Origin of the sequence: Marinobacter denitrificans (genome assembly GCF_008795955.1) — a bacterium.
Lineage (GTDB): Bacteria > Pseudomonadota > Gammaproteobacteria > Pseudomonadales > Oleiphilaceae > Marinobacter > Marinobacter denitrificans.
In genome coordinates this window covers 267,344-282,034 of the sequence record NZ_VMHN01000004.1, presented here as the reverse complement: position 1 = coordinate 282,034, position 14,691 = coordinate 267,344, and the positions used below count along the sequence as shown (strand labels likewise).

10 protein-coding genes are annotated in these 14,691 nt (G+C 52.1%); 6 read left to right on the top strand and 4 right to left on the bottom strand.

The window, feature by feature from the left end; all coding sequences use genetic code 11:
• Nucleotides 1-91: 91 nt before the first annotated feature.
• Nucleotides 92-1,777: a MalT transcriptional regulator family protein gene (locus FO268_RS14700; RefSeq protein WP_225316736.1), complete on the bottom strand. Its 1,686-nt coding sequence runs from the start codon at nucleotides 1,775-1,777 to the stop codon at nucleotides 92-94.
• Between the two features lie 222 nt (nucleotides 1,778-1,999).
• On the opposite strand from FO268_RS14700, the gene FO268_RS14695 reads away from it, so the two are divergent.
• From FO268_RS14695 to FO268_RS14670, 6 genes are all read left to right on the top strand, one after another.
• A complete protein-coding gene (locus FO268_RS14695; RefSeq protein ID WP_197463861.1) occupies nucleotides 2,000-3,223 on the top strand; it encodes an alkane 1-monooxygenase in 1,224 nt (407 codons plus the stop codon).
• Nucleotides 3,224-3,360: 137 nt separating this feature from the next.
• Nucleotides 3,361-3,879, top strand: a complete 519-nt coding sequence (locus FO268_RS23330) for a rubredoxin (protein WP_014422297.1) — start codon at nucleotides 3,361-3,363, stop codon at nucleotides 3,877-3,879.
• A 51-nt stretch (nucleotides 3,880-3,930) separates the two neighbouring features.
• Nucleotides 3,931-5,385 carry an aldehyde dehydrogenase family protein gene (locus tag FO268_RS14685; protein WP_014422296.1) on the top strand — a complete coding sequence of 485 codons (1,455 nt, stop codon included), beginning with the start codon at nucleotides 3,931-3,933 and terminating at the stop codon, nucleotides 5,383-5,385.
• A gap of 27 nt (nucleotides 5,386-5,412) precedes the next feature.
• Nucleotides 5,413-7,011: a GMC family oxidoreductase gene (locus FO268_RS14680; protein ID WP_014422295.1), complete on the top strand. Its 1,599-nt coding sequence runs from the start codon at nucleotides 5,413-5,415 to the stop codon at nucleotides 7,009-7,011.
• Nucleotides 7,012-7,048: 37 nt separating this feature from the next.
• Nucleotides 7,049-8,734, top strand: a complete 1,686-nt coding sequence (locus tag FO268_RS14675) for a long-chain fatty acid--CoA ligase (RefSeq protein WP_227716479.1) — start codon at nucleotides 7,049-7,051, stop codon at nucleotides 8,732-8,734.
• 84 nt (nucleotides 8,735-8,818) lie between these two features.
• Nucleotides 8,819-9,490, top strand: coding sequence for an OmpW/AlkL family protein (locus FO268_RS14670; protein WP_008170303.1), 672 nt, complete (start codon nucleotides 8,819-8,821; stop codon nucleotides 9,488-9,490).
• Nucleotides 9,491-10,387: 897 nt separating this feature from the next.
• On the opposite strand, the gene FO268_RS14665 is transcribed toward FO268_RS14670, so the two are convergent.
• From FO268_RS14665 to FO268_RS14655, 3 genes are all read right to left on the bottom strand, one after another.
• Entirely contained in the window at nucleotides 10,388-11,413 is a 1,026-nt protein-coding gene (locus tag FO268_RS14665) for an IS110 family RNA-guided transposase (protein ID WP_008170306.1), read from the bottom strand.
• 286 nt (nucleotides 11,414-11,699) lie between these two features.
• Nucleotides 11,700-12,950, bottom strand: coding sequence for an NAD(P)/FAD-dependent oxidoreductase (locus FO268_RS14660; RefSeq protein WP_041654915.1), 1,251 nt, complete (start codon nucleotides 12,948-12,950; stop codon nucleotides 11,700-11,702).
• An 88-nt stretch (nucleotides 12,951-13,038) separates the two neighbouring features.
• Nucleotides 13,039-14,676, bottom strand: coding sequence for a GMC family oxidoreductase (locus FO268_RS14655; protein ID WP_225316732.1), 1,638 nt, complete (start codon nucleotides 14,674-14,676; stop codon nucleotides 13,039-13,041).
• Nucleotides 14,677-14,691: the final 15 nt, after the last annotated feature.

Here is a 14,691-nt window from a genome sequence, read left to right as displayed (position 1 = left end):
TCGCTGGCTCTGGCACTACAATCACGAACGACCCAATATGGGACTCGGAGGGATTACCCCTCAACAGAAGTTGGCCATGATGGCCTAAGGTCTACTTTTGAACCCCGCTAAAAATGGGGGGATTACCAATCTTTTCTGCTGTTTTATTCGCCTGGATCAACACACTCATTGCTCGGGCGATGTCACCCTTGAACAGTTCAGCCTGAATTTCTGCAGTTTTAAGCCAGATAAAAGCGTAATGTTGATTGGATGACTGGATGGCCACAGCCGCTCGATGGGACAATCGCTCCAACTCTTCAAAATGGCGTCCACTGGAGGCAATGAATGCCTGGCAAGTAAGTGCTGCGCCTTTGCCAACCATGTTACGGTCGCCAAAGGAGTCTATCCATTTTTGACAGAGAACCTGACTCTCCAGTAATTCATCCTGTGTAGCTTTGCCTATCGCATTAACCAATTCCCGCCATCCTTCCTCATCAAGATTGCCCACCCCCCTGGAGCTCGGATGAAGCGAACTAACCAGTATTTCCTCTGCTTGACGAGCTTGTTGGCTGAAATACAAAATCCACGCGTAACCTATGCTCAAGGCAGCGATTTTTTTTATCGTACGAGCCGGTACTTTTCCAAACCAGGTGCGAAGTACTTCGATTTCACCCTGCCTCAGAGCCACGTCCAGAATAATGCTGTCACTTACGACGCGAGCCCAACGATGGTCACTGGCTTCCAGAGCTGCATTGATTGAATGGAGGTACTCTCCCCTACGCCAATGCCAGAACGCGACCCGTTTCAGTACATACGAGCGACGTTCTCGTTGGGTGGTGTTAAATAAACTACGCAAATACTCTCGCAGCACAGGGTGCATATCCATACGATCACCAGAAGTTCCGGTGGGAGCTAAAAGAGCATAATGTTCGTTAAGAAACGTAATTTCCCGGTCGGCCTCTTCTGTCTTATAGACATAGCCATAGCATTCAGCGCTGATTACTTCGAGCATCGCTGCATTGCAAAGAAAGGTCCTCGTACTATCGGGTAATGCAGTTAAGAGGTTGTCCCTGAAATACGAGCGAGTTTCCGGCCAAGTCGCTGCGGGGAGATTTGGGTTTGGGGTTTGGCACATAAGCCTGACAAGTGCTGGCCATCCACCGGTGGCTTTTATGATGTTGCTGGCTTCGGGGCCACCCATACCCGATAATTCACTAACCTCCTCTTCTGTAAATACAAGTTCATCAGCACCATACGTTACAACACCCGTCATCATAGACAAACGCGCCAACGCCCCGACGCGACTCGGTGCAATGAAAAATTTCACATTGCTCGGTGTTTCACAGATTAAATCCTCAATCAAATCCGCGGTATGTTTAGCCTCGCCAATCCCATCAAGGCAAATTCTTATCGTCTTTTTTGCATTACACAGTGCGTTTCGAAGAGCTTCGATGGTGTCGATGTCACTTTTTATCGTGCGCCAAGATTCAACTCCTTCGATTTGATATAAAACTAACGCTGCAAACAAACTGTCATTAACGCCATATGAGTCAGGGAAAGATCGGGTATTGATGTAAACGACGCTCTCAAGTTCCAGTTCGCGAGTGTTTGCTGCAAAGGCCACTTGTACAGATTTTCCATAGCCTGGCGGGGCCCGATACAGAACTACCTTTGATTCAGGCGTAGCAGAAGCGCTCAGGCAATAGCGGTCTAAACACCCTTGAGTAATGAAACACTGACGAGCCCACATCCTTTCAGACATCCTCCGACACCAGTCTTCCAAGCTATGGCGGGTCATGACAATCCGATCTCCTGCTTCGTCTCCCCGAAACGCGAGGGCGCTATGGGGTGAAAGCATATTGATAGATGTCTAGTGCGAAAACTACCCCTTAGGGTAGTTGTTTGATATCCGGTTCTGGCCAAACCTGTTCATGCCTACAACTTGTCAGTTCACCTGAGGGACTCGGTGTTCGCACAATGTAGAAAAATGATCAAGCTGAAAAACAATAAGGTGATCCTAATGTCAATGTCAGAAAATGTCTTAACAACAGAGTCTCTTCAGAGAGACCCTGATGCCGAAGGTTATGTCGACAGAAAACGCCACCTCTGGGTCCTTTCTGTGCTGTGGCCAGCGACGCCTCTTATTGGCCTTTATTTGGTATCCCAGACTGGATGGAGCATTTGGTACGGATTGGTGTTGATCCTTTGGTATGGCGCAGTTCCCTTGATTGATGCCATGTTTGGAGAGGATTTTTCAAACCCCCCCGAGTCGGCTGTGCCTCGGCTTGAACAGGATCGTTACTATCGGGTACTGACCTACTTGACGGTTCCTATTCACTATGCCGCCTTGATTGTCAGTGCCTGGTGGGTATCCACGCAACCAATGAGTGTTTTCGAGTTTCTGGCATTGGCCCTTTCCCTGGGAATCGTGAATGGCCTGGCTCTGAACACAGGCCACGAACTTGGCCATAAAAAAGAAACGTTTGACCGTTGGATGGCGAAGCTTGTCCTCGCCGTGGTCGGATATGGTCATTTCTTCATTGAGCACAATAAGGGGCATCACCGTGATGTGGCTACGCCGATGGACCCGGCGACATCCCGCATGGGTGAGTCCATTTACTCATTCTCACTGCGTGAAATTCCCGGTGCTTTCAAGCGGGCATGGGATTTAGAGGAACAGCGCCTCAGTCGTTGTGGAAAAAGTGTCTGGAGCCTGGAGAACGAAGTTCTTCAGCCTATGATTTTGACCGCTGTGCTTTATGCGGGATTGCTGGCGTTTTTTGGTCCCTTAATGCTGATCTTTTTGCCCATTCAAATGGCCTTTGGCTGGTGGCAGCTGACCAGCGCCAACTACATTGAGCATTACGGATTGCTGCGCGAGAAGATGTCGGATGGACGTTATGAGCGTCAACAACCGCACCACTCATGGAACTCAAACCATATTATGTCGAACCTGATTCTGTTTCATTTGCAACGACATTCCGACCATCACGCCCATCCTACAAGGTCCTATCAATCGCTTCGCGATTTCAAAGACCTGCCTTCCTTACCTTCGGGATATCCCGGAATGTTCCTGGCCGCAATGTTTCCCTCATGGTTTCGTTCGATAATGGACCACCGGGTGCTGGATTGGGCTAAAGGAGATCTCGACAAGATTCAGATTCAACCCGGCAAGCGTGAATTCTATGAGCGTAAATTTGGTGGGACTGATTCTGAATCAGTCGATACCGCCGCGGCTAAATGATCGGCTAATCGGAACTTATATACCTCGTTTACTTTATTTACGTTGCAGAAAAAGAGCCTCTGACGTGCACCTGAAAGAGGGTGCGCGTCGGGCGCTACCAAAACAAAGACAATAATATCGTTTGAAAGGTGCTCTAAATGGCTAAATATCAATGCCCTGATTGTGGTTATGTATACGACGAAGTGGTTGGTGATCCGCACGAAGGCTTTCCTGCAGGAACGACATGGGAAAAAATTCCTGAAGACTGGTCCTGTCCAGACTGTGCCGTCAGGGATAAGGTTGACTTCGTTGCGCTTCAAGAAGCGAACCCGGAACTTTCGGTGTCCGCAACCAATACAGCGGTCCGCCCTGCCAGCCAAGCTAAGACCGAGGGAGCATCGCAGAAAGCAACGGACGCATCTACTCCTTCAGCTAAAAATAAAACAAAGCCCAAAGCGAAACCGAAGCCCACCTCTTCAAAATCGCCCAAAGACTCGACTCAAAAAGATACCTATCGGAAGTGGGTCTGCATCACTTGCGGCCATATCTACGATGAAGCTCTCGGAGATGAAGCCGAAGGCTTCCCTGCGGGCACTCGTTTTGAAGATATTCCAGACGATTGGTGCTGTCCGGACTGTGGTGCCACAAAAGAGGACTATGTCCTCTATGAAGACTAGTAATCCGATTGAAAATAACAACAGTCTCGTTCAGCAAGAGGTGATTTTATAATGCAGATTGCTAGTCTGGCGGAGGTTGGGGTGACCAATGTGTCAACCAGCGATACGATTGATTCAACGTTCGCGGCCCTACAGCGGGCACAACTTGCGCGTCGCGGAAGCTTTACCTTGGAGGCTCGAATAGCGCAGCTCGACCAGCTGCGGGATTCAATTAAACGCCACGAATCAAACATCATTGCGGCGTGCGCGGCGGACTTTCGAAAACCCGCTCCAGAAGTCAAATTAACTGAACTCCTGCCGGTGCTTCAGGAAATTCGACACACTAAAAAACACTTGCGTAAATGGATGCGTCCGAAGCGAGTGGCTGCATCCGTTGGTGTTCTGGGCACGAAATCTTATGTTCGGCCAGAACCAAAGGGAGTGTGCCTGATTATTGCACCGTGGAATTATCCGCTCAATCTTGCGCTCGGACCTCTCGTCTCAGCGTTAGCTGCAGGGAACGGAGCCATCATTAAACCCTCGGAAATGACACCCCATACCTCAAAGGTGATTGCCAACATTGTCGCCGAAACCTTCCCTCCCGATCTGGTTTCCGTGATTGAGGGTGATGCCGCGGTAGCGCAGAAACTGTTGGCCTTGCCCTTCGACCATATATTCTTCACGGGCAGTCCTGCGGTCGGCAAGCTGGTCATGGAGGCTGCCGCCAAGAATCTTTCCTCAGTGACACTGGAATTGGGGGGTAAGTCCCCGACCATTGTCGGTCCAGATGCCAACATAAAGAGGGCTGCAAGAAACATTGTCTGGGGTAAGTTTGCCAATAATGGACAGACCTGTATCGCCCCAGATCATGTTTTTGTGCACGTTAATATCGCAGATCAATTCAATGAAGCACTTAAAACGGAAATTGGGCGAGTCTATGGAAAAACACCAGAAGCCCAGAAATCGACCGCCGACTATTGCCGGATTGTAAATCGACGTCATTTCCAGCGAGTTTCAAACCTGATAGATGATGCCAAAAGCAAAGGTGCAAGAGTCTTTGAAGGCGGTGTTACAGATGCTGAAGAGAATTTTATTGCTCCGACGTTAATTTCAAATGTATCCAGTGACATGGATATTTCACGTGAGGAGTTATTCGGCCCGATCTTACCCGTTATTGAATTCGACGATATTGATCTGGTTATCAAGAAAATCAACGATAACCCTAAACCGCTTGCGCTTTACATATTCGACAAAAAAGAGTCTTTTGCCACGGATATTATCGAGCGAACGAGCTCCGGCGCTGTAGGAGTCAACCTTACAGTTGTGCATTTTCTACATCCGGGTCTGCCGTTTGGTGGAGTTAATAATTCCGGGATAGGGGCGGCACACGGTGAATACGGCTTCCGCGCTTTTTCGCATGAAAAGGCGTTGATGGAGGATAAACATTCTCTTATGCATCTTCTTTTCCCACCCTATACAGCCTGGGTCCGGCGTCTTATAGAGGCAGCTGTTCGAATTCTGGGCTGAGCATAATCAAATAATAAGAGAGTTATTATGTACGATTACATTATTGTCGGTGCGGGATCGGCGGGCTGTGTATTGGCCAATCGGCTTACGGCGGACTCTTCAAAGCGAGTAGTGTTGCTAGAAGCGGGCCCAAAGGATAAAAATCCACTCATACATATGCCTATAGGTATAGCACTCCTTTCCAATAGTAAAAAGCTGAATTGGGCTCTTGAAACCGAACCTCAAGAACATCTGAAGGAGCGCCGCCTGTTTTGGCCTCGTGGTAAAACGCTTGGCGGGTCCTCTTCTATCAACGCCATGGTCTATATCAGAGGTCACAAAGCCGATTATGACCACTGGGGTCAAGTTGCCGGGACCGACCTCTGGGGATGGGATCGCGCTTTAAAATTGTTTCGTCGACTGGAAGATAATAAACGTTTTGGCGCAGATTCTTACCATGGGGAGGGCGGTGAGCTCACCGTAAGTGAACTCAAATCAGTCAATCCGTTGAGTCGAGATTTTGTTCGAGCGGCACCTCATGTAGAGCTCCCGGTAAACACGGACTTTAATGGAGAGACGCAAGAGGGATTGGGACTCTACCAGGTGACACAAAAAAATGGTCGGCGTTGGAGTTCAGCGCAGGCATTTCTGCGTGTCGCGGAGAACCGGCCTAATCTTGATGTGCTAACGGACGCGCGGGTAACCCGGGTGGTAATGGACGGTAAGCGGGCAGTCGGTGTGACACTGAACCAGGGGGGCGAATATCGCCAGCTTAGACTCAATAACGGCGGTGAAATCATATTGTCTGGTGGTGCGGTTCATTCACCACAACTGCTGATGCTTTCGGGAATCGGTGATAGCCAAGAGCTTGGAAAACACGGGATCCCCCTTGTGCATCATCTTCCTGAGGTCGGCCAGAATCTGGTTGATCATTTGGATATTACGATCATGCACGCGGCGAACTCACGTTTGCCCATTGGCGTTGCTCCCAGTTTCCTGTTTCGGGGCGTGAGCGCATTATTCTCATATATCTTTGCGCGACGTGGATTTCTTACCAGTAATGTTGCCGAGTCCGGAGGCTTTGTTAAATCCGAGCGCTCGTGCGAACGGCCAAATGTGCAATTCCACTTTTTGCCAACTTACCTGAAGGATCATGGACGAAAAGTGATGGCCGGGTATGGGTACACCTTGCATATTTGCGATCTAATGCCCAGAAGCCGCGGTTTTATTGGCCTCAAAAGCCCTGACCCATTGGCCGACCCGTTGATTCAACCCAATTATCTCAGTAACCCCGAAGACATCAAAACAATGATCTCGGCCGTTAAATTTGGACGACGGATACTCGGGGCACCAACAATGGCTTTACATAGTGAACGAGAAATTAAGCCCGGAAACTTGGTGTCTTCGGACGGTCAGATTGCGGACTTTATCCGGGAAAATGCAGAGACTATTTACCACCCCGTTGGCACTTGTCGTATGGGCGCGGATCCGGATTCAGTCGTTGATCCGGAATTGAAAGTCAGAGGGATTGAAGGGCTAAGAGTTGTCGATGCCTCGATAATGCCCAGTTTGGTTGCCGGTAACACCAACGCACCCACCATGATGATTGCCGAAAATGCAGCCGACATCCTCTTGGGAAATGTTTAGGTTCAAACCCGGATTATGCCTTCTACATTGGACCTTAATGACGCCAGATACTCGCGTCAACCAACTACAAAAACGACAGGAGATAAACGTGCTTGGCCAAATGATGAACATGGAGCTCACCGTGAATTCCTTGATCGACCATGCTGCTCGCTACCATGGAGACGCTGAGATTGTGTCGATAGGAACGGATGGAAATCCCAGTCGATCTGACTGGGCAACTGTTTCGGAGCGGTCGCGACAACTTGCGTCAGCGCTTCGAACGGCAGGCTATGTCCAGGGGGATCGGTGCGCGACCATTTGTTGGAATAACGTGGGGCACCTGGAATGTTATCTTGGCATCTCTGGTGGCGGGATGGTGTGTCACACTATTAACCCGCGACTGTTTCCAGAACAACTCGTTTACGTTATCAACAATGCTCAAGACAAAGTCATATTCTTTGACAAAACGTTCCTTCCCATTGTTTCAAATATCCGAGACCGACTGGAGACGGTTGAGGAATTTGTATTGATGTCCGAACCGGACGAAGAAATTGCAGCGCAATTTCCAGGATTGTTGTTTTATGAAGAGTTTCTCCAGCGAGGAACGCCTAACGCGAATTGGCCTGAAATCGCCGAAAACCAGGCTTCAAGCCTCTGCTATACATCGGGCACCACTGGAAATCCCAAAGGGGTGCTCTATTCACACCGCTCCACCGTTCTGCACGCGCTGGTAGCTGCTCAACCCGACGCACTGAATTTATCGGCACGGGATGTGGTGATGCCGGTTGTTCCTATGTTTCACGTAAATGCGTGGGGGGTACCCTACATTACGGCGATGGTTGGAGCCAAACTGGTGTTGCCTGGTCCTGGCCTGGATGGGCAAAGTTTGGTCAAGCTGATCGATTCAGAAAGCGTAACGATTGCGCTGGGTGTGCCTACGATTTGGCAGGGACTTCTCTCGGCTTTGGACGAGCTTGGCTCCTCGGCACAGTCGCTTAAACGGACGGTGATAGGGGGTAGCGCTTGTCCGCCCTCAATGATGTCGGAGTTTCGTGGTAAGTATGGCGTAGAAGTTGTCCATGCATGGGGAATGACAGAAACATCACCGATCGGAACCGTCAATGCACTGCTGTCGAAACACAATACTCTTTCGGAGGAAGGAAGAAACAAAATCCGTGAAAGCCAGGGACGGCCTCCCTACGGGGTGCAGCTCAAAATTGTGGGTGAAGACGGCCATCAACTGCCCGAAGATGGCATTGCTCAGGGAAATCTCCGCATCCGTGGTCATTGGGTGGTAGCCGATTACTTCGGTGTTGAACCAAATCAGACTCTTGAGGAAGACGGTTGGTTCGAGACAGGTGATGTTGCTTCGATCAATGATGATGGATTTATGACAATACGTGACCGCTCAAAAGATATTATTAAATCTGGTGGTGAATGGATATCTACAGTCGAATTGGAGGGAATCGCAATGGGCCATTCTGCCATCAATGAAGCTGCCGTAGTGGCGGCCTCCCATGATAAATGGGACGAACGACCGATCCTGTTGGCAGTAAAAATACCCGACGCAAATATTACTGAGGAGGAACTTCTTGCTCATTATCAAGGGAAAGTCGCCAAGTGGCAGATCCCGGATCGCGCGATCTTTGTGGAAGGATTGCCACGCAATGCCACTGGGAAAGTATTAAAAAACAAGCTGCGTTCTGAGTATGGGGAAGTATTAGTCAATAAACCGGCAAGCTAGCTTCAATGAGTGGCATTTGTGTTACGAAAAATTGCAGTTTTACCTAAAGCCAATTTGTTTTAATACCAAAAAGGATAATAAAAAATGAAACCTAAAATAATTAGTAAAGTCTCGTTAGTGGCGTTCCTTTTACTTTCACTTGCTGCGAGCCTGGCCAACGCTCAATCTGAGCCGGTTTACAGTAGAGGCGACTGGGTGGTTGGGCTGAATGCCACTAGAGTTCTAACCGATGAAGATTTGCGATCAGCCTCTGCGGGGAGTGCCCCCGTTCCAAATTCCAACCTGTCTATTAACAACGATACGACCGTATCATTCGACGTGTCGTATTTTCTGAGTAATCAGCTGGCATTTAACATTTTTGGCGGCATTCCCGCTAGTGCGGACCTCCAGGGCGAAGAGTCTCTCTCCGGTCTTTTTCTTGGTCAAACAGATTATGGTCCGGTAATTCTTTCGCTTCAGTATCATGTTTTGACGGGTAGCAACTTCTCTCCGTACTTTGGAGCGGGTGTAGGACGGATTCTCTTTTTAGATGAGAAGGATCGCGCACTAACCGACTTCGACGTCGAAGATACATGGGCCCCTGCGGTTCAGGCTGGTTTTCGCTGGAGGATACACAATAACTGGTCGGCAAATTTTGACGTTAGATATGCACCCTTCGAGGCGGATATCACCGGTAACCTGGGCCCGGCCCCTGTTCAGGCAAAAGTGGAAGTGGACCCCACTATCGTGAGCATCGGTGTTGCATATCGCTTTTAAATGCCAAGTATACCAACCGTCTGCATTTGCTGGTCGCTTTCAGCAACCTGCTGATTGATAAAAACCTGCAGCGTAAGACCAATGCGCCCCTTTTCCGCCAAGATTGCGGAAAAGGGGCAAAAACCAGCGGTTATTCAGATCTTCCTTAGGTATATAGCCCCAGCCTTATGCATCATTTAAAGGTCTCGTATCGTTTAGTCGAGTAGTATATAGCCATCAGGACCGGCACGTCCTTACTATAGAAAACCTTTTCAGTAGTCCCGCAAGTTTCATTTAATCGAGCAAGTGTCTTAACATTAATACCGCTCGTAACTATCGGTTCTTGATGTCCACCATCAATAAGCCGGAATCTTACTGTGTTTGATTTACACACCGCTTGAAGCTTGCAGTCTGAAAAGCCCTGTCTTGGCTGCCACCACCCATCCGCATGAAAAAGCATATGCTCAGATGAACCAAAACAAGAGGTCGACACCGAATGGGCGATGTTGCTTATGAAGGATTGAGTGATCGGAACCTCTACCCATAATGGCCGATAGAGACTTCGCTTTTTCTTTGTGGGTAAAATCAAGTTCATATTTTCGTCGGTAATTGCAAGGTGAGGTTATTAGTGGGACATATAGAGAATTATTTCACCTACATGGACTCCCCCTGCGGTCAAGCAACGCCATTTGAATCCGAAGCGGTTTGAGACTGCGGCTCTACATTCGGCCTCTTTGTGGGCGTTTTTGCCCGGGCCAGGATGATGATGCGTGTGAGCGGGGACCTTATTCGTTAGTCGGCTTCGCTGAGCCGCAGAAATAAACAGGTTCTCCCACTCTCGGTCTGACCGTTCCGTCATCGCTTGCCGTTGCAAGACTCTTCTGGCAGGCTTGTTCTGCCTGTCGTTGGTGCTCGGTTTTAGCCCTCCACAGGCTGTGTCTTAAACTCGGTTTGATTCATGAGTAGTGCCCATATAATCCGGGCGTTCTTGGCCGCCATCGCAACGGCGGCCCGCTTGTATCCACGTCGTTCCACCAGGTCTTTGGCCCAGTCACTGAGTCGATCATTCTTATCCGGTAATTTTGCAATCACTGCCCGGGTGCCATGGATCAGCAGCGTTCGCAGGTATTTGTCCCCGCGCTTGGTGATTCGGCCAAGTCGCACCTTGCCACCGGTCGAGTATTGTCGGGGCACCAGACCCAACCATGCGGCAAAGTGTCGCCCACTTTTGAACTGTCTGGGGTCAGGCGCACTGGCCAGCAGGGCTGTTGCGGTCTGTGGTCCGATACCCGGTATGGCCATAAGGCGCTTGGCCTGCTCATCGCTCCGGGCCATCGCTTCGACCTCCCGATCGTAAGCCAGGATTTCTTCATCGAGCTGTCGAATGCGTTGGTTGATGTTGTTGATTAAGCGGCGAGCGAGCATGGGTAAGTCGTTTTCGGCATCCTCCAGGATTTCGGGAACCCGGCGCCGTGCGGCGTAACGGCCCTGGGGAATGATCAGTCCGAACTCGGCCAGCAGCCCACGAATCTGATTGATCTGCGCGGTGCGTTCTTTGGTCAGTCCACGGCGAATACGATGCAGGCACAGTACGGCTTGCTGGTCTTCGGTCTTGATTGGAACAAACCGCATATTCGGCCGACCTACTGCCTCACAGATGGCCTCGGCATCGTTGTCGTCGTTCTTGCTGCTCTTGCGATAGGGCGCGACAAACCGGGGTGCAATGATTCGGACATCGTGGCCGAGTTTGGTCATTTCCCGAGCCCAATGGTGGGCACCCGAGCAGGCTTCCATGCCAATCAGGCAGGGTGGGAGCTGAGCGATATAAGGCAACAGCTTGGGCCGGTTCAGTCGTTTGCGAACCACGACCTTGCCGTGTTGATCGGTGCCATGAATACTGAACACAGTTTTCGCCAGATCGATGCCAATGGTTGTAACATTCATGATGACTCCTCCTGCTTTTGATTGAAGATGTCAGACACCTTCAATGTGGCACATCGATGCCGTGGGAGCAGGGGGAGTCCATATCATTCGCTATGGTGCTCTCGGTTTACCAGAGCAACAGTAATGTGTCTGGCTACGGGAAATTCCGCCGGTTGTGGCTCACGCATCCTTTGCGCTCACTGAAAGCTGTCGGTCGTAGGATATGATATCCATAGGCCGTATGAGTTGTGCATTGCTTTCGCAATTTTGGGCAAACTAAGGGCACAGCTCTACTCGGTCGTCAATTTCAATTTATGGACTGACCGCTCACCAAGGACTTCAGTTCAATATCCGGATCCTTCAACATTTCAGGATTGACCTGCCTGCGTTGTTGAACGAGGGTCTTGCCGACCATAAAAGCGATGGGCAGGTTGACCGCATCAACAGCAATGACACAGCCATCGCGGAGATAGAACACCGCAAATCCCTTGTCTTCCGGGCTTCCGCGCAGCACACGCTGATCATGATATTGCGACAACCCCACCATCTGCAGACGCACGTCATACTGGTTCGACCAGAACCATGGAGCGCTATTATAGGGTTTCTTCTCGCCCATCAGGGTTGCCGCCACTGTCCGGGCCTGATCAACCGCGTTGGCGACAGATTCAAGGCGCTGCATCTTCTCGAAGAAAAGATTCCGGTGGCGGGTACAGTCGCCGATCGCCAGGATGGCTGGATCTTCTGTGCGGGTAAACTCGTCAACAATAATGCCGTCATCACAGGGCAGGCCGGCGGCCTCAGCCAGCGCGGTTTCCGGCACAACACCCACTGAAACGAGCACGATGTCGGCCGGTACAGTGCCGCCGCTCGCCAATGTCACGCCAGCCACATGCCCCTGATCGCTAGCTTCGAAACCGGTTACCGCCGTGTTCAGGCGTAGATCCACGCCAGCGTTACTGTGTTTGGTGTAAAAAAACTCCGACATTTCCGGGCCTGTTACACGCTGCATAAGACGCTCGGCCGCTTCCAGTACCGTGACATCAACGCTTTTTTTGGTAGCGCTGGCTGCCACTTCAAGGCCAATGTAACCACCACCCACGATGACCAAGCGTTTCCCCGGAACCAGTTGTTCACGCAGGGCATCCGAGTCAGCTATGTCATGTAGGTAATGAATGCCCTTCAAGTCAGCCCCGGGTGCGTTCAGGCGTCGAACGTGTGACCCCGTGGCCAGGACCAGTCGATCGTATTTCAATGTGCTCTGGTCCGACAAACTGATGGTCTTGTTGTCCCGATCAATTTGTTCGGCACGTACACCGAGCCGCAACTGATGGCCGGCGTTCTCGTACACCGAGCGCGGCTTGAGGTACAGCGACTCCTGATCCACCTCGCCTGCCAGGTAGTTCTTGGACAGGGGCGGCCGCTGATAGGGTGGATGTGGCTCTTCGCCCACCAGGACCACCTCATGTTGATATTTCTTTTGCAGCAAGGTTGTCAGGAGCGCACCTGCTGCGTGCCCGCCGCCAACGATGACTGTCGTCTCTTTCTGTTGGTTTGCCATAGCCTGTCTCTTTCTACTGTTCTTTGGAATCAGATTGATCAGAAGTCCAGATGCCAACTGAGCCCTGTGACGCCCGCGCGCGCGGAGCTCAGCCGACCATCTCCCCGGCATCCTCAAGTATCATCGCGGCACCTTTCTCGCCGATCATGGTTGCCGGCTGATTGGTGTTTCCGCCGACCAGCGTCGGCATGATGGAGGCATCGACCACCCGCAGGCATTGCAGGCCATGCACGCGCAGGCGCGGATCGACCACCGCCATCGGATCAACACCCATCTTGCAGGTGCCAACCGGGTGGTACGCTGATTCACCGCTGCGCCGTACCCATGCGGCGAGATCGTCGTCATTCTGCAGCGCCGGCCCGGGCAAGACCTCAACCTCGTGGTGCGGGGCAAACGCCGCCTGCGCCAGGATCTTGCGCACCAGGTGGACACCGCGCACCAGTCGCTCGACATCGGCGGACTCGGCCATGTAGTTGGGGTCGATCAGCGGCGCGGCAAACGGGTCGGCACTGTGCAGACCGACGCGCCCGCGCGACGACGGCCTAAGCCCGTAGATCATCACCGCGTAGCCATAACCGCTCATCGCGGTCTTCAGGTCTCGCCCGTGATCGTCGTACAGCATTGGCGCGAAGTGCAGCTGCAGGTCGGGTACCGGCTCCTCGGGCCGGGAGCGGATGAACCCGCCGGCCTCGGCGCCGTTGCTCGACAGCACGCCCCGCCGACCGCTCAGATACGTCAAAGCGCCCCACAGCCCCTTGAGCCAGTAGCTCGGATGCATCGAGATGCTTTGGCGGCTGCGGGCGCTGACGCGCACGAACACGTCGATATGATCCTGGAGATTCTGCCCGACGCCCTCCAACGCATGGCGCAGTTCTATGCCATGCCGGGACAGCTCCTCCCGCGGACCGATCCCGGACAGCATCAGCAGTTGCGGCGAGTTGAACGCGCCGCCGCAGAGCACAACTTCGCGCCCGGCACGAACCTGCGTCAGCCCCTTTGTATCGCGGTATTCGACACCGGTGGCGCGGGTGTCTTCGAGTAGCACCCGGGTGACATACGCGCCGCTGCAAACCGTCAGGTTGGAACGCGCCGTGGCGGGTTCGAGATAGGCCCGCGCGTTGCTACAGCGTGTGCCGTCTTTCTGGTAGGCGTAGTAGAAGCCCACGCCCTCCTGCTCACTGCCGTTGAAATCTGTATTGAGCCGGTACTTTGCCTGGGTCGCCGCCTCGACAAACGCCGTGCTCAGCGGATTGGTATAGCGGCGCTCGGCAACGTTCAGCGGACCACCCTGACCATGAAATTCTGCCTCATTCGGCGTAAGTTTGGGCTCGAAATGTTCCGATCGGCGGAAGTAGGGCAACACCTCGGCGTATGACCACCCTTTGCACCCCAGCCGTGCCCACTCGTCGTAGTCCCGGGCATGCCCGCGAATATAGACCTGCGCGTTCATGCCGCTGGAACCGCCAAGCATCTTGCCCCGCGGCTGAAAAAGCGCCCGGTCGTGCATGTGACGCTGCGGTTCGGTATTGAACTGCCAGTTGTAGCGGCGGCTGAACATTAGCTGCAGGAAACCCAGCGGCATGTTCACGAAAGGGTTGCGGCGGCTCTCCGGACCGGCTTCAAGCAGCAGCACAGAATGGCGACCGCTCTCCGACAGGCGGCTGGCGACAGCACATCCGGCCGAGCCCGCGCCAACCACGACATAGTCAAATTGTTCGGTCGTCATCCTGGTTAGCCTGTT

Excerpts from the sequence above, each read along its gene's own strand:
- FO268_RS14700 (WP_225316736.1), bottom strand. The coding sequence starts at position 1,777 with ATGACCCGCCATAGCTTGGAAGACTGGTGTCGGAGGATGTCTGAAAGG.
- FO268_RS14695 (WP_197463861.1), top strand. The coding sequence starts at position 2,000 with ATGTCAATGTCAGAAAATGTCTTAACAACAGAGTCTCTTCAGAGAGAC.
- FO268_RS23330 (WP_014422297.1), top strand. The coding sequence starts at position 3,361 with ATGGCTAAATATCAATGCCCTGATTGTGGTTATGTATACGACGAAGTG.
- FO268_RS14685 (WP_014422296.1), top strand. The coding sequence starts at position 3,931 with ATGCAGATTGCTAGTCTGGCGGAGGTTGGGGTGACCAATGTGTCAACC.
- FO268_RS14680 (WP_014422295.1), top strand. The coding sequence starts at position 5,413 with ATGTACGATTACATTATTGTCGGTGCGGGATCGGCGGGCTGTGTATTG.
- FO268_RS14675 (WP_227716479.1), top strand. The coding sequence starts at position 7,049 with ATGACGCCAGATACTCGCGTCAACCAACTACAAAAACGACAGGAGATA.
- FO268_RS14670 (WP_008170303.1), top strand. The coding sequence starts at position 8,819 with ATGAAACCTAAAATAATTAGTAAAGTCTCGTTAGTGGCGTTCCTTTTA.
- FO268_RS14665 (WP_008170306.1), bottom strand. The coding sequence starts at position 11,413 with ATGAATGTTACAACCATTGGCATCGATCTGGCGAAAACTGTGTTCAGT.
- FO268_RS14660 (WP_041654915.1), bottom strand. The coding sequence starts at position 12,950 with ATGGCAAACCAACAGAAAGAGACGACAGTCATCGTTGGCGGCGGGCAC.
- FO268_RS14655 (WP_225316732.1), bottom strand. The coding sequence starts at position 14,676 with ATGACGACCGAACAATTTGACTATGTCGTGGTTGGCGCGGGCTCGGCC.